At 29.1% G+C, this 20731-nt stretch carries 18 protein-coding genes and 1 riboswitch; of the genes, 4 read left to right on the top strand and 14 right to left on the bottom strand.

Going from position 1 to position 20731, the window contains the following annotated elements:
- Window positions 1-327 precede the first annotated feature (327 nt).
- The gene (locus J7M87_RS14005; RefSeq protein WP_291651751.1) at window positions 328-1824 is read right to left on the bottom strand and encodes an SIR2 family protein; all 1497 of its coding nucleotides are present in this window, start codon (window positions 1822-1824) and stop codon (window positions 328-330) included.
- 148 nt (window positions 1825-1972) lie between these two features.
- Window positions 1973-3448, bottom strand: coding sequence for a leucyl aminopeptidase (locus J7M87_RS14000; RefSeq protein ID WP_291651749.1), 1476 nt, complete (start codon window positions 3446-3448; stop codon window positions 1973-1975).
- Window positions 3449-4009: 561 nt separating this feature from the next.
- Between J7M87_RS14000 and J7M87_RS13995 the strand changes: the two genes are divergently transcribed.
- On the top strand, window positions 4010-5950 hold the full coding sequence (locus J7M87_RS13995) for a penicillin-binding transpeptidase domain-containing protein (RefSeq protein ID WP_291651747.1): 1941 nt from the start codon (window positions 4010-4012) through the stop codon (window positions 5948-5950).
- A 74-nt stretch (window positions 5951-6024) separates the two neighbouring features.
- Here J7M87_RS13995 and J7M87_RS13990 read toward each other — a convergent pair whose 3' ends face one another.
- From J7M87_RS13990 to nrdD, 11 genes are all read right to left on the bottom strand, one after another.
- Entirely contained in the window at window positions 6025-6630 is a 606-nt protein-coding gene (locus J7M87_RS13990; protein WP_291651746.1) for a response regulator transcription factor, read from the bottom strand.
- Between the two features lie 12 nt (window positions 6631-6642).
- The gene (locus J7M87_RS13985) at window positions 6643-7725 is read right to left on the bottom strand and encodes a histidine kinase (RefSeq protein ID WP_291651744.1); all 1083 of its coding nucleotides are present in this window, start codon (window positions 7723-7725) and stop codon (window positions 6643-6645) included.
- Window positions 7726-7746: 21 nt separating this feature from the next.
- Window positions 7747-8433 carry an ABC transporter permease gene (locus tag J7M87_RS13980; protein ID WP_291651742.1) on the bottom strand — a complete coding sequence of 229 codons (687 nt, stop codon included), beginning with the start codon at window positions 8431-8433 and terminating at the stop codon, window positions 7747-7749.
- A complete protein-coding gene (locus J7M87_RS13975; protein ID WP_291651741.1) occupies window positions 8430-9194 on the bottom strand; it encodes a hypothetical protein in 765 nt (254 codons plus the stop codon). Before J7M87_RS13975 ends, J7M87_RS13980 begins: the two co-directional genes overlap by 4 nt.
- Before the next feature lie 2 nt (window positions 9195-9196).
- On the bottom strand, window positions 9197-10138 hold the full coding sequence (locus J7M87_RS13970) for an ABC transporter ATP-binding protein (RefSeq protein WP_291651739.1): 942 nt from the start codon (window positions 10136-10138) through the stop codon (window positions 9197-9199).
- Window positions 10139-10271: 133 nt separating this feature from the next.
- Entirely contained in the window at window positions 10272-10844 is a 573-nt protein-coding gene (locus tag J7M87_RS13965; protein WP_291651737.1) for a xanthine phosphoribosyltransferase, read from the bottom strand.
- Between the two features lie 90 nt (window positions 10845-10934).
- Window positions 10935-11036, bottom strand: a riboswitch (purine riboswitch).
- A gap of 185 nt (window positions 11037-11221) precedes the next feature.
- Window positions 11222-11731 carry an anaerobic ribonucleoside-triphosphate reductase activating protein gene (nrdG, locus tag J7M87_RS13960; RefSeq protein WP_291651735.1) on the bottom strand — a complete coding sequence of 170 codons (510 nt, stop codon included), beginning with the start codon at window positions 11729-11731 and terminating at the stop codon, window positions 11222-11224.
- Between the two features lie 27 nt (window positions 11732-11758).
- Window positions 11759-13042: a CapA family protein gene (locus J7M87_RS13955; protein WP_291651733.1), complete on the bottom strand. Its 1284-nt coding sequence runs from the start codon at window positions 13040-13042 to the stop codon at window positions 11759-11761.
- Window positions 13043-13141: 99 nt separating this feature from the next.
- Window positions 13142-15064, bottom strand: a complete 1923-nt coding sequence (locus J7M87_RS13950) for an aconitate hydratase (protein WP_291651731.1) — start codon at window positions 15062-15064, stop codon at window positions 13142-13144.
- A gap of 20 nt (window positions 15065-15084) precedes the next feature.
- Window positions 15085-16248 carry a homocitrate synthase gene (gene nifV / locus J7M87_RS13945; protein WP_291651730.1) on the bottom strand — a complete coding sequence of 388 codons (1164 nt, stop codon included), beginning with the start codon at window positions 16246-16248 and terminating at the stop codon, window positions 15085-15087.
- Between the two features lie 317 nt (window positions 16249-16565).
- Window positions 16566-18683 carry an anaerobic ribonucleoside-triphosphate reductase gene (gene nrdD, locus J7M87_RS13940; protein WP_291651728.1) on the bottom strand — a complete coding sequence of 706 codons (2118 nt, stop codon included), beginning with the start codon at window positions 18681-18683 and terminating at the stop codon, window positions 16566-16568.
- Window positions 18684-19009: 326 nt separating this feature from the next.
- Here nrdD and J7M87_RS13935 point away from each other — a divergent pair, with 326 nt between their 5' ends.
- The 3 genes from J7M87_RS13935 to J7M87_RS13925 all read left to right on the top strand — a co-directional run bounded on the left by J7M87_RS13935 (window position 19010) and on the right by J7M87_RS13925 (window position 20587).
- Entirely contained in the window at window positions 19010-19855 is an 846-nt protein-coding gene (locus tag J7M87_RS13935; RefSeq protein ID WP_291651726.1) for a DegV family protein, read from the top strand.
- A gap of 1 nt (window position 19856) precedes the next feature.
- A complete protein-coding gene (locus J7M87_RS13930) occupies window positions 19857-20318 on the top strand; it encodes a PadR family transcriptional regulator (RefSeq protein ID WP_291651724.1) in 462 nt (153 codons plus the stop codon).
- Between the two features lie 68 nt (window positions 20319-20386).
- On the top strand, window positions 20387-20587 hold the full coding sequence (locus tag J7M87_RS13925; RefSeq protein ID WP_291651722.1) for a hypothetical protein: 201 nt from the start codon (window positions 20387-20389) through the stop codon (window positions 20585-20587).
- A 60-nt stretch (window positions 20588-20647) separates the two neighbouring features.
- On the opposite strand, the gene J7M87_RS13920 is transcribed toward J7M87_RS13925, so the two are convergent.
- Window positions 20648-20731, bottom strand: an 84-nt coding sequence (locus J7M87_RS13920) for an IS3 family transposase (protein WP_291648866.1), incomplete at its 5' end; no start/stop codon positions are given.

Genomic DNA, 20731 nt, shown 5'->3' with positions numbered 1-20731 from the left:
TATTTCATTATTTGAGAACCTTATTTTACTCATATTAAATCACCTCATAACTTTATTGTACAAAAAAAGAACCTATATAGATAGACTCTCTTTTATAAGTGTCCATCTTATAGGTTCCATTTTATAATATCCTACTTATTTTTATTTTTCTAAATTTATAACCTACATTAATCATGAAAGTAAATAAATGCTACCTTTATCTAAATTGCTTAGCATATAATTCTATTTATTTTTAGACTCATTCTTTCTCTCCAAAATAAATTACAGTATCATTAGATTTCTATAATGCTAGTTGTGTATATTATTTAATAATACTCTATTTTAAATTTATATATCTCTAATTCTATCTATTATATCTGAAATTTCATCATAATTTTCTACCCATATAATATTTATTCCTAATTGTTCAAAAGCCGTTTCATGAAGTTCGTTATTTATATTATTAAAAGATTTAAGAATATTTTCATTTATATTAGCATCTTCCATTGATATTCTAAAATCTTTTTTTCTCATGATTGCGTAGTGTTTTCTAAGCTTATTCTTTCTATTACTTATAGATAAAAGTCTTCTTAAATTAGGATCTGTTAAGGATAATCCAATCATTAATGTTGTATTTTCTCTTAGAAAGTTTAATTGGGTTATATTGGTCCAAGAATATGGATCATTATATAGGCTATGGTATCTATCTTCAGAGAATACTAATAATCCTTCTGATAGCTGTTCATATTTATTGGGGTTTCGTGGTAAAAACCCATGTACATGATAAATCCCTAGTTTATCTGAGGTGGAATAATCTAATTCACTATATAAAGAATTATATTTTATACCATGTTTATTAAAGCTATATTCTAGTAAATCATCAAAATTGTATGTAACAATAGCTTTAATTCCAGTCCCACTTTTTCTTGCTAAACATAATTTTGAAATACTATTTAATAAACTTGAATCTCCATTATCACTATTAATGTTCTTATATAATAATTGAGCTAAGTTTTCTTCAAATGAATCTCCTAATGCTGATTTTATAAGTGCAGATTGTAATAAAGGCGACTTATTGTTTGTTTCTTTCATCTTCCTTATAAGAAACTCTTTTTCCTCGGAAGTTATATCTATATTCTTTTCTTCCAACTCCTTCATTATCATAAATATTAATAAATCAGACATTAAATCATTCCAATCTCCTATACCAGCCTCCTTAGATACTCCTGCCCCTAAAAATAATACTAACTCATCTCTACTACATATTCTTTTTAATTCATTTATTCGTTCTTCTCGTACTCTCTTCCACATATCATCACTTTGATTTAATGCTTCACTTACTAGGTCGCTTACTAAAAACTCTACTATCTTTGAAAAATTCCCATTTCTAAAATGATTAAACTTCTCATCAATTTCACATAATTCATCTAATCCCCATACTTTCACCTGACAAATTATTTTTTCTCTATATATCTTCTCCAATATAGATACTTCTTCTTGTGTAAATTTATCTCCAAATACTAATAATATACTTTTTATAGGCAATTTTGAATTTTCTATTGAGTTATTTAACTTTTCAATAAGTTCTTTATCTATTCTAAAATAATTATTTCTATTCTTATATAGCCTTACTTCTACAACTGTCTGACCACTTAGTCCATCTATTCCATCTGGTACAATTGCATTAATAGCCAAAAACTTTCCAGCCTTAATATTTTTATTTAAAACTGATTTATTCTCTTCTTTTAATTTATTATTTATGGCATTTAAGACTAGTAATTCAAAATAATATAAACTATTAATTAAAGTTTTATTACTAGTAGTATTTTTGTTTTCGCTATACATACTCAGCTCCCCTCTTTCTTCATAACTTTATTTGTATTTTCTCTTATTCTTTAATTTATTATAAAAAAATCCTATAAAGTACTACTAAAAAAGTACACTTTATAGGATTAATGCAGAATATAAAAATCTTTATTTTATCTTATCGCATTTATTTGCTTCTTCTCTTTGCTAATTCGTATAATGTGTGAACTGGAGCTCCTGTGCCACCTTTTACACATAAATCACTATTACCTGAAGCCCAAGCTGTTCCAGCTATGTCTAAATGTAACCAAGGTTTATCTTGTACAAATGCTTCTATAAATAATCCAGCAGTTATTGTACCTGCAAATCTTCCACCACTATTTTTTAAATCTGCTATATCAGATTTAATTAACTTCTTATAATCATCAAATGCAGGTAGTTGCCACATCTTTTCTCCAGTATATTGTGAAGCTGATTTTAATTCTTCAAAGAACTTATCATTATTTGTAACAACTGCTGTTGTAGTTTCTCCTAATGCAACTAAAGCTGCGCCTGTTAATGTAGCCAAATCTATAACTTCATCAACTTTTTCTTCAGTTATTATATAATGAACAGCATCTACTAAAGTTAATCTTCCTTCAGCATCTGTATTAACAACTTCTATAGTCTTACCAGCCATAGTTCCAATTACTTCACCTGGCTTATATGCATCTCCAGATATTAAGTTTTCGCAAGCTGCTACAACTGCTACTACATTAAGCTTTAAATTCCTTTTTGCAATAATTGACATAGCCCCTATAACAGAAGCTGCTCCACCCATATCTGATTTCATATCTAACATGCTATCAGTAGGCTTTATTGAATATCCACCTGAATCGTAAGTTAAGCCTTTTCCTACTAATCCAAGAACCTTATCTTTATTGTCCTTGTCTCCAAAGTATCTCATAACTATAAGCTTAGGTTCCTTTGAAGATCCCTTAGCCACATTATAGAAAGCTTCCATGTTTAGCTCTTTAATTTTTTCTAATCCATGAACTTCTACTTCAAATCCACTTTCTGCTCCAACTTCAACAGCTTTATTAGCTAAAGTTTCTGGATAAATTACATTTGATGGTTCATTAACTAAATTTCTCGCAACTATAATTCCATTTGCTATTTCTTTTCCTTCTTCAATTGCAGATACTATCTCCGGAGTTGCTTCCTTAATTCCACATCTTCCAATTGATACTTCTAATTCTTTTTCTTCTTTTTTATCAGTCTTATATTTGTTAAATGTATATTCTGATAAAAATGCTGCAATTTCTGCATTTTTAATTAACTCTTCAACTTCTATTGTTTCAGTCTTTGGAAGTCTTAAGAACACTGAGTTTACTTTTAATTCCTTAGCTTTTTTGATGGCTTTTGCAGTTGCTTTTCTTACTACATCAACAGTGAATTGTTCCTCTTTTCCTAAGCCTACTAAAATAATTGTTTGAATCGATTCACTAGAATCTATTGTAAATGTATATAATTCTCCCTCTTTACCATTGAATAAATTTCTACTTTGTGCTAAAACAACGTGTTTATTTATTTCTTCTTTTGGTAAGTTAATATTGTTCTCAAATAAATAAAATACTTTTACATCTCCTTGAGAGCATGTAAAGCCTCTATATGATACCTTCATTTAATCACCTCGTCTAAAACTATCTTTTAATCATAATACCACTATTATAAAATCTATTCAATGGATAATGATTATTATTTGTTTGAAAAAATATTTTATTCTAAGAATTTTTTTATTTTGTTGTATAAAAACTTTATTTCTGTAAATAATAATAATGTAGATACAAAACCTGTTTAATACAGGTCCCATCCCCCATTTATTTATAAAGCGCTTCGGCGCTTTTTTATTTTTATAAATTCCTTTCTATAAATAATATTTATATACTATCTAGCATAAAAGCAATTTTTTGAGATACTTTATCATAATAATTTCTTTTCAATAATAATTCATTTTTATAAATATGACATTTTTTATAATCTTAATATTATATTATTAATTTCTTTTATATATTTACTCATTTAAAATATACAAAATTATGTAAACCTATTAACTTAAATGATATAATTAATAGTAAATTATAATAATTTATGAAGGGTTGATGAAAACATGAAAAATAAAAAAGTAATAATAATACCTACCTTATTATTGTCGCTTATACTATTAATCAGTGGGTGTTCAAAAATGGATAAAGCTCAAAATGCTTATGATAACTACACTGAAAAATGGATTCAAAGTGACTATTCAGGTATGTATCAAATGCTAACAAATGACTCAAAATCAACTATATCAGAAGAAGATTTTACTACACGATATACTAATATATTTTCTGCAATAAATGCTAGTAATTTATCATTAGAGCTTTCTGGTGATAAAGAAAAAGCTGATAATCAAATTATTATTCCATTTAATTTGACTATGAACAGCATAGCAGGTGATATCACTCTTACTGATTATAAATTAGTATTAGTTAAAGAAGATAAGGAATATAAGGTACAATGGGATGAAAGTTTAATTTTCCCTCAAATGACTAAGGATGATAAGGTAAGAGTAAATACTATTCCATCTAAAAGAGGAAGCATATTAGATAAAGATGGTAATCCATTGGCTCAAGATGGAACAATTAATACAATAGGAATTTACCCAGCTAAATTTAATTCATCAGATATAAATTCTAAAATAACAGAAATAGCTAATATTCTAGATATCAGTGAAGAAAATATAAAAACTAAGCTTGAAGCAAACACTAATCCTGAACAATTTATTCCATTAGTTGATATATTACAAAATGATCCTAAGGTTCCTAAATTAATTAATAGAGAAGGTGAAGGAATATTAATTCAACCTAAATCTGGTAGAGTCTATGCAGGTGGTGAAGCTTTTGGAAGATTAATAGGCTATATCGGAAGTATAACAGCTGAAGAACTTGAAGCTAATAAAGATAAAAATTATCATGATACAAGCCTTATTGGTAAAGCTGGATTAGAACAAGTTTATGAAGATACTTTAAGAAGTAAAGATTCTGCTGAAATATATATAGAGCGTGGAGAAGAAAAAATCACTATTGCAAAAAAAGACGGTGAAGATGGAAAAGATATAAAAATATCTATAGATTCTGAACTACAAAATAAAATATATAGTGAAATGTCTGGTGAAAAGGGAGCTGCTACTGCTGTTAATCCTAAAACAGGTGAGGTTTTGGCTATGGTAAGTGCCCCTTCATTTGATTCAAATGTCTTTACAACTTATGTAACTAAAACTCAAAAAGCAAAATGGGAAGAAACAAATAATGCTGACGAAATAAATAGATTTAATAAAACATATTCTCCTGGATCAACTATGAAACTTTTAACATCTTCAATAGGATTACAAAACGGTGTTATAGATACTAATACAACAAGAGATATTAAAGGATTAGGTTGGCAAAAAGATGGATCTTGGGGAGATTTTAAAATAACTAGAGTAACCGATCCCGGTAGCCCTGTAAATTTGAAAGATGCAGTTAATCATTCAGATAATATTTACTTTGGACAAGTAGCTCTAGAACTAGGTAGTGAGAAGTTTATAAATGGAATAAAAAACTTTGGAATTGGTGAAGAATTAAACTTTGAATATCCTATGCAAGAATCTCAAATCTCTAATGATGGAGATCTAAATAGAGAAATTTTACTAGCAGATACCGGATATGGACAAGGTGAAATTATGGTTACCCCTCTACATGTAGCTTTATCTTATAGTGCATTAGCTAATAATGGAGATATAATGCAACCAAGATTAGTGGTAAGTGAAAATCCTGAAGCTAAGGTTTGGAAGCAAGGTGCAATAGCCAAAGAAAATTTACCAATATTAATAGATTCATTTACAGCTTTAATCAATGATGCTGGTGCAACAATTCCAGATGGTGCTGTCCCTGGATTTAGAGTTGCAGGTAAAACAGGCACTGCTGAAATAAAAAAATCCCAAGATGATACATCTGGAACTGAAAATGGTTGGTTCGTATCTGTTGATCCAGATACATCTAAAATATCTTTATCAATGATTATTGAAGATGTTAAAGAGAGAGGCCATAGCCATGTAACTGTACCTAAGGTTAGAAATGTTATGGAATACTACCTTAATAAATAGTGAAAAAGTTAAAAATTACAGAATGAACGAATTATAGTGGAATCTCAAACATCTGTTTGAGATTCTTTTTCTTTTTAATTATATTCATTAATTATGTTGCTTAATTGAGTTCTATTTTTAGCTCCTAACTTATCCATTATAACAGACACTATATTTCTAATAGTTCCTTCACTTAAAAATAGCTGTGCTGAAATTTCTTTATTTGTAAATCCCTGAGCAACTAATAAAATAACATCCCTTTCTCTTGGAGTAAGCTTATTTAAAAGATCCTTGTCAGGGTTTGTAAGCCTATTTAAAATGTCTTTATCTAAAACTGTCACTCCTTCATAAAATATTCTTAGCTTCTTGGCAATATTAGAAATCTTATCTGTTTTCAAAAGATATCCTTCTGCTCCAGCTTTTAATGCTGATTGTATATTTTGCTTATCTTTAAAAGTAGTTAACATCATTATTCGTACTTTAGGATAATGCTTTTTTATTAAATGAGTTGCTTGAATTCCATCTACATCAGGCATACGAATATCCATTAAAATAATATCTGGATTTTCTTTTTTACATAAATCCATAGCTTCTAACCCATTACTCGCTATTCCAATTACTTCTATATCCTCTTCTTTTGAAAGCATAACTTCTAAGCTTTTACATATTAATTTATCATCATCAACTATTATAAGCTTCATAAAATCCTCCCTTTATTTTATAGGCAATACGCATACTAATAGAAAAACTTCTGAAACATTTATGGAAATATTTCCTCCTACTGCATTAGCACGTTGTATTAAATTTTTAATACCTATTCCTCTAGGATTTATCTTTTCTTTTACTCCATCATTTTCAATGCTAAGTCTAACTATGAAAGGAGTAATATCTAAAGTAACATCCACTTTTTTTGCATTAGAATGTTTTGTAATATTAGTTAAAGATTCTTTTACGCACGGTTCAATTATACTCCATAAATATACTGGGATCTTTGATGTATCTCCATATATCTCAAAATTAACAGGACATAATTTAAAATCATCGCATAATTCTTTTATATAGCTTATACCTATAGATGTTACAGGAGATAAATTATGAACTGTATCTCTGATAGTTGAAATTCCCTTCTCTAATCTCTTCATGGATTCTGAAAACATCTCTTTAGTATCAGAATCTTCATTTGATAATAAGTTCTCAACAACTTGCAACGACATATATGCTGCTATAATATCATGCCCTGCATTATCATGGATTTCCCTTGATATCCTACTTCTTTCAGATATCTCTGCCATCCTTGCAACTTGAGTATTTGCTATTAATAAATCATTTTTTAATACCTCAAGCTCATATAATTTTTTATTTCTAATATCTATTTTATTTATATTTTTATCTATTTGCTTCTGCCATTCCCTTAATATAAATCCACAAAATAAACTATGAATTATAAGTATAAGTAATAGATAATCTTTTTTATAAACTGCATATATAACTGATACTAAAGATAACCAAGATACTTTATGATATACTGAATCAAATGCAGAAATTATAAGACCATAAGCTGCATTCCTCCAAAATATAGAAGTTAAAATATAAATAAATTTATCGAAAATTAAAGTCCACTTTAATTTTTCAAACAGCCATCTAATTAACATTAAAATGATTATTAGCATCATAGCTATAAATCCAGATAGGCTGGAATCAGTCTTAATCCAAATTATCCAATATAGGATAATTCCAACTATTCTATAAATTAAAGCACAGGTTTTTGGTGAAAGAAAAAACACATCATCATTCATATACAGCCTCTTTATTAAATACTATTCAAGTCTTCTTATACTTCCAAAAATAGTGAATGCAACTGTAAATAAAGCTAACATTCCTAAAGACAATAAATAGTTTTGAAAATCTTTATATCCAATTAAATTAATTAATGCATTTGATAACCAATAACTTGGAAATATCATACCTAATCGTTTAAAAAATGTCGGTAGCAAATCTATTGGTATAAATACTCCTCCTAAAATTGACATCAAACTTATAACAATACTAAATACAGCATCAGACATTACTTTGCTTCTAAACAATGAGTTCCAAGCAAGAGAAAATCCAATGGATGTCATAGCAAAGATAGTATAACATAAAAATAGTTTAATCACTAAGATTATATCCCATTTATATAGTAAAGCTCCAATTACTAGTACTAATATAATTTGACCTATTAATAATGAAGAATATGCTAAAAGACTTTGTGATAAATATTTAATCGTCCTTATAGGTGCTGAAAATATGCGTATAACAATTCCATTTACTCTGTCTGACATAATGGTTCTAGTCAATAGAAAAGAACCATATAATATTACCGTTCCATAAAGAGTATATCCTATTAAAGACTTTCCCTCCCAAAGCATTGGTATAAATATCATAATAAGTGGAATCAAAGATATAACAATAAGAGTTTGTTTATTTCTTAAAGCTCTTTTTAATGTATAATAAAATATTGTCATGCCAATTTCCTTCTTCCCATAACTATTACCAGATATGAAAGAATTACTGTTATAAATATTAAAGTTCCTAACGTTATTAATACCTCTCTACCGGAACCTTCTATAAAACCTGAAGCTGCAATAGCTGTTTTTCCAAGGGAAAAAGGAGTTCCATATTTTTGCATGAAAATAAAGAAAGAATTTTTAGGTAATTCAAACATAAGACCTCCTAAAACAGCCATAATCCATGAAACAAACCAAGATAATCCCTCTGCCACGCTAATTTTTTTTACTGTAAAGAATAAAACTATATTTATTAGTTGAGATATTAAAGATATAAGAAGAAGTACAAAAAGCGTTACAAAAATATTTCCCCAATAAGCGTCCATAAAAATAGATGTAAATACTATTATTAGTAATCCTTGAATATAATTAAATATTAAAGATGCCATTAAAGCAGAAAATGCAAAACCATACTTAGGAAAAGGTGTTGCTTGAAGTCTCCATTCTATAGATTTTTCAAGATCTACATCTAAATAATTTAATAGATAAACACCGCTATTTAATTGAAATAAAAGCATCATTCCTATAGATAGATAACTTGTTACCATATTATATCCATCAACATATATTACATTTTCTGGTGAGTTATATGAATACACACTACTTAAAATAAATATTAATATCACTGGTAAGATAGTGAAAATAGTTAAACCAAATATATCTCTCATCATACGCTTTAAATAATTTTTAAATACAATAAAAAATAAATCTCTACTCATATTTAATCCTCCTTTTTATCACGAAGTTTCTTCCCAGTAAGAGTAAGAAATACATCTTCTAAAGTTGGTTTCTCAGCGGTTATTTCAGAAATCCCCCCATGTTTTTGAGCTATTTCTAACACTCTATTTAAATTCCCTGAACCTACATTCGAAATAATTATATACTCAGAATTATTTGCTATTATACTTTTTACTCCTTGTATAGCTTTAAACTTATCCATTAAATCTTCTGATGGATTATCTACCATTATTTTAATTTTTTCTTCATATTGAATACGGCTAACTAACTCATCTAAAGTCCCTTGAGCAATTATTCTTCCTTCATCCATTATAAGAATCCTAGTACATATATTTTGAACCTCTTCCATATAATGCGTTGTGTAAAGTATAGTAGTTCCTCTATCAGCTAATTCTTTTACAGATTTTAAAATATAATTTCTTGATTGAGGATCTATTCCCACCGTCGGCTCATCCATAATAATAAATTTTGGTTCATGCACAAGAGCACAAGCTATATTAAGCCTTCTTGCCATTCCTCCTGAAAATTTTTTAGGGAACTGCTTTCTATGCTCTAAAAGTCCTACAAATTCTAAAGTTTCATTAACTCTTTTCTCTAGTTTCGCTCCCTTTAATCCATATAAACCTCCAAAAAATTTTAGATTCTCCTCTGCTGTTAAGTCTTCAAAAACAGTAACTTCCTGAGTGACTATTCCAAATTCCTGTTTGAGCTTTATATTATTTACATCTTGCTTTTTACCCATCATAACTATATCCCCTGAATCTATTCCTATAAGCCCAGCTAACGCTCTAATAGCAGTAGTTTTTCCTGCGCCATTTGGTCCAAGTAATCCTAATATTTCTCCTTTATTTATATCAAAATTTAAATTATCTAAAATTACCTTGTCGCCATAACGCTTAATTACATCATTTAAGCTTGCAATCATAATCTTCCTCCCAAAATAAAATATTCTTAATATGATATAATTATAATATTGGCATCATTATATAAATAGTGATAAATGTCACCTTATTTATTTGACAATAAAAATAAAACTCAGCTTCCGCTGAGTTTCTCTTTTACTTAAAAACTACTTTATTATCTTTAAACTTATCAATTATAGCTAAAGACTCAACTCTAGCCCCCATACTTTCTAAAACACTTCTTCCTTCTTGGAAGCCCTTTTCTATAACTATTCCTACTCCAACTAAATTAGCACCTGATTGCTTAACTATATCGATCATTCCCTTAGCTGCACATCCCATTGCTAAAAAATCATCTATTATTAGTATATTTTCACCTTCATTTAAAAATTGTTTTCCAACTCTAACTTTATATGTCTTTTTTTTAGTAAATGAATGTACCTCTGATTCATATACATCTTTATCAAGATTCAAGCTTTCCGTTTTCTTTGCAAAAACTACTGGAGCATAATTAAAATATTGAGAAGCTACAGCTGCTATTCCAATTCCTGATGCCTCAATAGTAAGAATTTTATCTATTCTTTCACCATTAAATCTTTCTCTAAAAGCTTCTCCTACTTCATTTAAGAACCTTATATCCATTTGGTGATTTAAAAAACAATCAACCTTTAATATATTTCCTTCTCTTACTTTTCCTTCATTAATTATCTTTTCTTTTAACTTTTCCATATAATTATCCCCTTTATTACTTTTCTTATAGTATTCTTAAAAAGCTTGTCCTCTTTAATAATTCAGGTAATAAAGCCAAAATAAACTACATGGCAATAATCGAATCTTCGTAGTTAGGATATTTACGGTTTCCTAGTAGAAACACTTGAACCATATCTTCAAGCATATACGAATACTATATGTTTATTTTTTTATCTATTATAACACTATTGTTATATTTTGCGAAGCAAAATAATTAAAAAATGAAATAATAAAAAAATTAAAGTAAAAAACCTTACAGGATTTTTAAATAGGAAGCTCTTCGCACCTATAGTTTAAGTTTTACGTAGTAAAACAATCTTAATTCTTTCATTAATAAATTGCTTCGCAATTTATTACTAATATTCTAATTTGCATATTTTATATTCTTCTAAGCTTTTTCTAACGTCTATTATTCTTTGATTACTTGAGCCTCTGAATCTCAATCCATCTTCCATCTTATTTTTATCAAATTTACCATCTACTAAGACATCTAAATTATTAAGTAAATCTCTCCAACCATTTCTTTTATCTAAATTATTAATTATTTCTTCAAAAGTATATCCTGTATAGCTCCATATATTTAATTTATTTTTTTTAAAACTTTTTGCCATATATGCAAATTCTTCAGCTCTTTCAAATGGATCTCCACCACTAAAAGTAACCCCTTTAATCATAGGATTTTTCAGTACATCATTAATTAATTCATCCATAATACGTTCTTCCCCACCATTAAAGTCATGGGTATCTGGATTAAAGCATCCCTCACAGTTATGCTTACATCCTTGAGAAAAGAATACCCTTCTAATTCCTGGACCATTAACTAAACTTTCATAAGCTATCCCGGAAAGCCTTATAGTATCTTTCATATATGACTACATCCCCTTTTATTTAAATTAATTTCTTATTTTAATTTTATCACTATATTTTTCTATTATTCCTTTAGTCCTATTTAATGACTCAACCACTCTAACTTTACCTTCCTCAGTTAAATAATCTGCATCATTAATAGTTGCTGGAACAACTTCATAAAATAACTTTCCATCTTTTTCGTACCAATTTACCCACGTTGGTATATATGTTGGATATTCAATTTTAACTTCATTGGTTTTAGTGTTTTTACTTAACTTTATTGATACTATAACCCCATCTTCTGTGTAAGGATTTTGTATTCTCTCAGTTCTTTGACTTGATAAAAAATTACCCATAGAATAAATTACAGCCGTTTCATTAGTTCCATCTTCTGATTTAATAATATCTATAGGTTGTAATGAATGTGGATGTGTTCCAAATATTATATCTACATTTTGATTTGCCAAAAACTTAGCCATCTTTATTTGTGTACTATTTGGTTCTAATTCATATTCATCTCCCCAATGCATATAAAATATAATAACTTCCGCTCCATTATTTCTCATATCAAGTATCTGTTCTTTCATTTCTTGAAGATCTAAGTCTAATGTATCTTCTCTAAATGTATTCATCAATGAATAAAGTTCTTCTGGTATAGTTGTACCATTTAAGCCCCTTGCTCCACCTTCTGCAGTCATTGAATAACTATATGATATTATACCAACCTTAATTCCATTAACATCCTTTATTATATACCTATTATCATTAATACTTTCTCTTGTTCCTATTATATCAAAATTGCTTTCTTTAAGAATACTTCTAGTTCTATTAAACCCTCGTACATCTCTATCTAAAGAATGATTATTCATATTATTAACAACATCTACTCCTGCCCACTTCATAGCATCTGCTAATTCATCAGGAGCATTAAAGCTTGGATACCCTGAATACCCATAATTCTCTATACCAGAAAGTGTTCCTTCTAAATTTGCAATAGTTAAGTCTGAGTTACTTAAATAATCTTTTACATATTGGATAGTATTTTTGAAATCATATGTATTATTTTCTTCATTATATTGAGTTTCCAATATCTCCTTATGTATTAAAAAATCTCCTGTAGCTACTATCTCTATAGTATTTATATCATTATCTTTTACTTCTATATCTTCATCTGAATATTCATCAGATCTTATATTATCAGTATCTTCCGCATCTTTGTTATTGAAGTTATTTAATATCATATCCACTCTAGGAATATAAAGTATCCCTACTATCACTATGATAAACATAGATATTAATAAAATCAGCTTTTTTCCTTTACTTTTCATAATTCCCCCTATGTTATATACTTTTATATTTATTATATCCTATTAAATATAAAAAATAGCATACAAAACAATTAAATTTTGTATGCTATCATTTTAGTGTTATCTATTTATCTTAACATAATTTAGCCTTCCACCAGCCTTTATTACATTAATTTCTTTTTCTGTTAAGTTAATATATACATTAAAGCTAGTTCCATTAGTTATATTATTTATTCTTGCTTTACCATCAATTAAAGCTCTTTTAATATCACTTATTGAAAGTTCATCTAAAAGTCCTACCTTATCATAATCTACTTCTGCTTCAAATTCCATTGGTATAATTCCATTATTTATAAGATTTGCCTTATGAATTCTTGCAAATGATTTAGCAACTACAGCTTTTATCCCTAAATATAGCGGCGCTAATGCTGCATGTTCTCTACTAGAGCCTTGTCCATAATTATTCCCCGCAACTATTATTCCACCATTATTTTCTCTAGCCCTCTTCGGAAATTCTTCATCAACTGTATTAAAACAATACTCTGATAAATAAGGTATATTAGATCTAAAAGGTAATAACTTTGAGTTAGAAGGCATTATATGATCAGTTGTAATATTATCTTCAACTTTAATTAGCACCTTTCCTTCTACCTTATCAGCTAATTCTTTATTTACAGGGAAAGGCTTTATATTAGGTCCTCTTACAACTTCTACTTTCGCACCATCTTCTTCTGGAGCTATAATCATAGAATCATCTATTAAGAATTCCTTTGGCATTTCTATAGCAATATCTACATCACATTCCCTTGGATCTGTAAGAACTCCATTTATTGCTGAAACTGCAGCTGTTTCTGGACTTACTAAATATACCTTAGCAGATAATGTCCCACTTCTTCCATAGAAATTCCTATTAAATGTTCTTAATGATACTCCTTCAGTACCAGGAGCTTGCCCCATTCCTATACATGGTCCACAGGAATTTTCCAGTATTCTTGCTCCTGCACTTATTATATCTCCTAAAGCTCCGTTTCTAGCCATCATCTCCATAACTTGTCTGGACCCTGGAGCAATAACTAAACTTACATCTTTATGAATTTTTCTTCCTTTTAATATTTTAGCTACCTTCATTAAATCTTCATAAGAAGAATTTGTACAGCTTCCTATAGCAACTTGATCTACTTTTATTTTTCCAATAGATTCTACTTCTTCAACATTATCTGGACTGTGGGGTTTAGCAGCTAAAGGCTTTAAGTCACTTAAATTTATTATAATTTCCTCATCATATATAGCATCTTCATCTGCTTTAAACTCTATCCAATCCTCTTCTCTTCCTTGTGATCTAAAGTACTCTAAAGTTTTTTCATCACTAGGAAATATAGATGTAGTTGCTCCAAGTTCAGCTCCCATATTAGTAATTGTAGCTCTTTGAGGTACTGAAAGTGTTTTTACACCATCACCACAATACTCAAACACCTTAGAAACTCCACCTTTAACAGTTAGCCTTCTAAGAACTTCAAGTATTATATCCTTAGCTGTAACCATTGGCTTTAAAGCTCCAATCAAGCTAATTTTACACACCTTAGGGGTAGTTATATAATAAGTCCCTCCCCCCATAGCTAAAGCTACATCTAATCCACCTGCTCCCATGGCAAGCATTCCAACTCCTCCCGAAGTAGGAGTATGGCTATCTGAACCTATAAGAGTATCTCCAGGAACTGAAAATCTTTCTAAAAACACTTGATGACATATTCCATTACCTGGCTTTGAAAAATAAACACCATATTTTGATGCAACTGTTTGTATAAACTTATGGTCATCAGCATTTTCAAATCCTTGTTGGAGCATATTATGATCTATAAAAGCCACAGACTTTTTTGTTTTGACTCTATCTATTCCCATTGCTTCTAATTGCAAATATGCCATTGTTCCAGTAGAATCTTGTGTTAATGTTCTATCTATTTTAATCCCTATTTCTTTTCCTACTTCTATATTACCTTCAATTAAATGATTTTTTAGTATTTTATAAACTAAGTTCGCCCCCATTTATTTATGCCCCCTTTTATCTAATTAACTTTTTCTTCTTTTAGTCTCAAATGCTCCTTATATATTCTAACAAGCTCTTTATCGAATAAACTTCTCTTTAATCTTACTGAAGTAGCTCGTACCATTTCTAAAATATCTTGAGCTTCATTACTATCCAACTCTATTCCATATTCTCTAAATTTATTTATAATTCCGGCTTTCCCCGAATGTTTTCCTATAACTATTTGCCTCTCAAGTCCGACTATTCTAGGATCAAAAGCTTCATAATTTTTAGGATTTTTTATTGCTCCATCTGCATGTATTCCTGACTCATGAGCAAACATATTATCCCCTACAATAGCCTTCCATGCTGGTAATATTCTACCTGATGCTCTAGATACATATTCAGAAACTTCTCTAAACATAGTAGTATCTACATTCCCCTCATAATTATAAACAAACATTAATGCCATTAATACTTCTTCTAATGCTGCATTTCCCGCTCTTTCTCCTAATCCATTAACAGTTACCCCAACATGAGATGCTCCTCCCATGACTCCTGCTATAGCATTTGCTGTTGCCATTCCAAAATCATTATGAGTATGCATTTCTATATTAAAATTCGTTTGAGAAAATAGATATTTTATATTCTCATTTATTTTGAAAGGCTCCATTACTCCTACGGTATCGCAATATCTAAACCTGTCTGCACCTGCTTGTTTTGCTGTTTCTATAAATTGAATTAAAAATTCTCTATCAGCTCTTGAAGCATCTTCTCCATTTACAGATACATATAATCCATTTTTCTTTGCAAACTCTACAGACTTAACCATATTTTCTAAGACCCAGTCCCTAGAAGTTTTAAGTTTATGTTGTATATGAATGTCAGAAACGGATATTGATATTGCTACAGCATCTACTCCACAATCTATTGATTCTTCTATATCCTTTATGACTGCCCTATTCCAAGCCATAATGCTTGATTTTTGATTTCTTTTCACGATTTGTTTTATCGCTTCCTTTTCATCTCCACCCATAGTAGGAATACCCACTTCTAGCTGATCAACTCCAAGTTCGCTAAGCATAGATGCTATTGCAATTTTTTCTTCATTTGCAAAAACTACCCCAGCTGTTTGTTCCCCGTCTCTTAAAGTAGTATCTACAATAAAGACTTCTTTGCCATTATTTAAATTTTTAACAGACATAAGCTTCCCCCTTTTAAATTTATTGTTGCTTATTGCTAATTAGTTAACCCCAAATTTATATAATAATTCATAATTTTTCAATAATTATTAATAATTATTTTATCATATTCACCAAATTCAAACAAGTAAAATAAGAGTAATTATTTAAAAAATTGCAAGTTTTATTATATTTATTTCACTTTTTATGCTCATTATATTTTTATGAGCTAAATTAACGCAAAAATTTGCAATAAAAATGAAAAATCTTGCATTTATTTAATAGCGCAAAAAAGTAGGATTCTTTAAAACCCTACTTTCATTTTTATATTTATAAATTTCTATAAAACTTTATAGTTATTTTGTTTACTTCCAGAATGAGATATCCTATCTGCTCTTTCCTCAAACTTACCTGGTCCAAATCTTTCATCAAGACTTAAATACCCAGTTACTCTTGAAACACCTTGAATATCCTCACTTCCGCAATCAGGACACCTTCTCTCACTACTGTTTAAATACTTTCCACAACTCTTGCAATATCTTATATGAAAATTTATTCCTAAGTAACTTATATTTGTACTTTTATATGCATAGTTTAATATATCCATTATTGATTCTCCTGATGGACAATCATCTACCTCTATATAACTTATATGTCCAGCATTACATAGTTTGTGATAAGGGGCTTCTATATCTATTTTATCTTTTATAGATATAGGATATTTAACAGGTATATGAAAGCTATTAGTATAATAATCTTTATCTGTTACACCTTTAATAATTCCAAAGGATTTTTTATCTTTCTTTATAAATTTACCAGAAAGTCCTTCTGCAGGTGTAGCATAGCAACTCCAATTTAATTTTGTTTCTTCTGTTGCTCTATCAATAAAACTTCTTATATAACTAACAATCTTAAATCCTAGATTTCTTGCATAATCATTCTCTCCATGATTATGACCAGTTAAAGCAACTAAAGTCTCTGCTAGCCCAATAAATCCTATTCCCCAAGTCCCTTGCTTCAATATAGGTTCTATTGAATCCTCTTGAGATAGCCCTTCTGATCCCTTAAGTAAGCCTTGACCAGCAACGAAAGGCAAATCCTTAACCTTAAGTTTCTTCAATACATTATATCTATGAAGTAATGCCTCCTTTGCTAAATTTAATCTTTTATCTAAAATGGCAAAGAAATCATCAACACTTCCATTTGCTTGAATTCCTATTCTAGGTAAATTAATTGTTACTGGAGCAATATTACCTCTACCTTTACATCCTGGTTCTCCATTAATATTTTTCATTAAATAAGTTCTGCAACCCATAGTTGCAGGCATATATCCCATATCATAATACTCTTTATTAAAATCAGCATCTATATTCATGAATGTAGGATTCATTCTCTTAGCTGCAACTCTACATGCTAATTGATACAAGTAGTGGTATTTATCTTCCGACTCTCTATTTACACCTTCTTTAACTCTAAATATTATATTAGGAAATATAGGTTGTTCTCCCTTGCCTAATCCCTTTTCATATTCTAATAAAAATATTTCACATATTAGTGCTGCATCCTCAGAATTTGGTATACCTAAATTTATAGAACTAAAAGGAACTTGTGAGCCCGCCCTAGAATGCATTGTGTTCAAATTATAAACAACACCTTGCATTGCCTGATGTATCTTCTTTTTTAATCTTTCTTCTGTTAATTTCTCTATCTTATCTTCATCTAAACCAAGTTCTTCTAATTCTGATCTTATTTCTTTTCTTGTAGGATCAACAAATATGGACATATCATTATCAAAGTCAGGATGTGATTGTCCTCCAAACATGTCATTTTGACTTGATTGAAGTAATATACAAGAAAGTTCTGCTGCTGTCTCTATCCTTTTAGGAACTTTAATAGTTCCATAACCTGTATTAAATCCTCGTTCTAATATTTCTTTCGTTGGTATGTGTAAACAGTTAATAGTCAAGTTATAGCTATCTAGATCATGATAATATAGATCTCCATTTTCATGTGCTTTTGCTAAATGTTTTGGCATCATAGATAAGTTATGCCACTTATTGGATTCTGATGCTATTCTTAATAATTTAGAACTAAAATTATTTCCAACATTCGCATTATCTCTATCAGTTTCTATACCTATTTTTTCGATGGCTCTCATTAAATCCGATTTTATCTCTCTAACCTTAGTTCTTTCTTTTCTATAATTTGAATATGCAATTTTAATATTTTTATAATTGCTATCAATTAAGGATTTTTCAACTAAGTTTTGAATTTCTTCAACTGTTATTTTTTCATTACCTGTTTCTTCTATATAATTTATTACCTTTTTTACAACATCTAATAATTCAACTTCCTTAATCCTTTCCCCTATTTCATCCCCTGCTTTTTTTATTGCCTTAGCTATTTTAACCGAATTAAAGGAAACTTCTCTCCCATCTCTTTTTACTACATATAGCACTTAAACTACCCCCGTTACACAATATATTGTATTAATCATAGTATCCATTATACGCTCTTAAAATATTCATTTCAAATTGCAATATAATTAGATTTCAATAGATTTACTTTTATTATATGGGGTTTTCTTCTATATTTACTTCTTTTTATGCTTATATAAAGTTGACAAATAAAATTTTCTCTTAATAAAACTATATCACTATTGATATAGTTTTTAAGTGTCAGTATTGATATATAAATTTGCTATGATATAATAAAAATGTATAGATTTTGAAGACTTTGAGATGATAAAATTATATTAAATGATTTGATATTAGGAGGATTTTTATGCAAAAAATAGCATTAATTGTTGATAGTGCGTGCGATTTATCTCTTGAGACACTTAAGGAAAAAAATATTCATTTACTTCCACTTAGAATTGCTTATTCTCATAAAGAATATAGAGATAAGATAGATATATCTGCTGATGAAATTTACAATAACTTGGAAAAAGAAGTTCCTAAAACATCTTTACCTAGTGCAGAAAACATGGAAGAAATTTTAGTTTCATTAGAAAACGAAGGATATACTCATGTTATTGCTATAACTCTTTCTAGTGGCCTATCAGGAACATTTAACTCAATAAGATTAGCACTAGAGGATCATCCTAAGCTAACATCTTATGTATTTGATACTAAAATTTTAGCTATGCCTGAAGGTATTGTTGCATTAGAGGTTGCTAATTTAATTAATGATGGAAAAACATTTGAAGAAATAGTATCTGAAATTCCAAAAATAAGAGGAAATATTACTGGATACTTCACTATAAATACATTAGAATACTTAAAAAGAGGCGGAAGAATAGGAAAAATATCTGGTACAATAGGAGAAATGCTGAATTTAAAACCTATTGTAACCGTTGATGAGGAAGGCGTTTACTATACTGTATGTAAAGCTAGAGGAAGAAAGCAATCAATATCAAAACTTACAAATATATTAAAGGATGAACTTGCTTTAGGACCTTGTAAAGTTTGGGTGCTTCAAGGTGGAGCTCTAGAAGAAGGAGAAAATTTCATGGAATCTCTAAAAGGCTTAAAAAACATAGTTAGTCTTGATATCTCCCAAATAAGCCCTGCTTTAGGAGTACATGGAGGACCTGGGTTACTTGGCCTAGCAATTCAAAAGGTTTATTAATATGGATAATTATAGCCTTCACCTAAGCAGTATCGAAGATATAAAGGAGGAAGAAAAAAGACTTCATGAAGAATACAAAAGAAAACTTTTAGAACTAAAAAAAATCCAAAAAGAAAAAGAATCTGTTGGTCAAGTATTTACTAAAGGACTGCTACCTATATATGTTCTTCATATACTTAGTACTGGTCCTTCAAATGGAAATGATATTGCAAATAAGATAGGTGAACGTACAAACGGACTTTGGATTCCGAGTACTGGTGGTATTTATCCTTTACTAAAAAAACTAGAAAAAGATGAATATGTAATTGGTGAGTGGGATGATCCTAAGAAGAAATTCCAAAAAGTTTATTCCTTAACTCAAAAAGGAATAGATGAATATGAATCTAGGAAGAATCTTTTAAAGCCTAAGATAGAAGAGGCATTAAAGGTATTTAAAATAATTTACAAGGACCTATATAAATAGTTTACTTCTTGTATTATATTCTTTGATTTTGCACAAAATAACATTATTAATTTTTAGGTGGTGTTATTTTGAAAGGTAAAATTATTGACTATAATTATTTTGAAGCCTTTGTGGCTTTAGAGGATGATACTGTTGTTAAAGTTCCACTTACTCAGGTAAGTGATTATTTAAGTGTTGGTGCTATAGTTAATCTTGACTCTAATAACTTAAGCTGCAGCACTAGTAATAAGCCTAAATTGACTCAAGATAAAATAGTAGATTTTTTTTGATAATAAAAAGATGCTTGAATTAAACTGGTCCCTATGTCAAGGACATTTTAAAAAAGAGAGTTAGGAAGCTAAGAGCTGATTTCTGTATTGAACAGGAGTCAGCTTTTTTAAGTTCCACTGACAACGGTCATTATTATAATAATC

This window comes from Clostridium sp., assembly GCF_017888565.1.
Classification (GTDB): domain Bacteria; phylum Bacillota; class Clostridia; order Clostridiales; family Clostridiaceae; genus Clostridium.
This window is presented reverse-complemented; position numbering and strand designations above follow the sequence as displayed.

Excerpts from the sequence above, each read along its gene's own strand:
- J7M87_RS14005 (WP_291651751.1), bottom strand. The coding sequence starts at position 1,824 with ATGTATAGCGAAAACAAAAATACTACTAGTAATAAAACTTTAATTAAT.
- J7M87_RS14000 (WP_291651749.1), bottom strand. The coding sequence starts at position 3,448 with ATGAAGGTATCATATAGAGGCTTTACATGCTCTCAAGGAGATGTAAAA.
- J7M87_RS13995 (WP_291651747.1), top strand. The coding sequence starts at position 4,010 with ATGGATAAAGCTCAAAATGCTTATGATAACTACACTGAAAAATGGATT.
- J7M87_RS13990 (WP_291651746.1), bottom strand. The coding sequence starts at position 6,630 with ATGAAGCTTATAATAGTTGATGATGATAAATTAATATGTAAAAGCTTA.
- J7M87_RS13985 (WP_291651744.1), bottom strand. The coding sequence starts at position 7,725 with ATGAATGATGATGTGTTTTTTCTTTCACCAAAAACCTGTGCTTTAATT.
- J7M87_RS13980 (WP_291651742.1), bottom strand. The coding sequence starts at position 8,433 with ATGACAATATTTTATTATACATTAAAAAGAGCTTTAAGAAATAAACAA.
- J7M87_RS13975 (WP_291651741.1), bottom strand. The coding sequence starts at position 9,194 with ATGAGTAGAGATTTATTTTTTATTGTATTTAAAAATTATTTAAAGCGT.
- J7M87_RS13970 (WP_291651739.1), bottom strand. The coding sequence starts at position 10,138 with ATGATTGCAAGCTTAAATGATGTAATTAAGCGTTATGGCGACAAGGTA.
- J7M87_RS13965 (WP_291651737.1), bottom strand. The coding sequence starts at position 10,844 with ATGGAAAAGTTAAAAGAAAAGATAATTAATGAAGGAAAAGTAAGAGAA.
- nrdG (WP_291651735.1), bottom strand. The coding sequence starts at position 11,731 with ATGAAAGATACTATAAGGCTTTCCGGGATAGCTTATGAAAGTTTAGTT.
- J7M87_RS13955 (WP_291651733.1), bottom strand. The coding sequence starts at position 13,042 with ATGAAAAGTAAAGGAAAAAAGCTGATTTTATTAATATCTATGTTTATC.
- J7M87_RS13950 (WP_291651731.1), bottom strand. The coding sequence starts at position 15,064 with ATGGGGGCGAACTTAGTTTATAAAATACTAAAAAATCATTTAATTGAA.
- nifV (WP_291651730.1), bottom strand. The coding sequence starts at position 16,248 with ATGTCTGTTAAAAATTTAAATAATGGCAAAGAAGTCTTTATTGTAGAT.
- J7M87_RS13935 (WP_291651726.1), top strand. The coding sequence starts at position 19,010 with ATGCAAAAAATAGCATTAATTGTTGATAGTGCGTGCGATTTATCTCTT.
- J7M87_RS13930 (WP_291651724.1), top strand. The coding sequence starts at position 19,857 with ATGGATAATTATAGCCTTCACCTAAGCAGTATCGAAGATATAAAGGAG.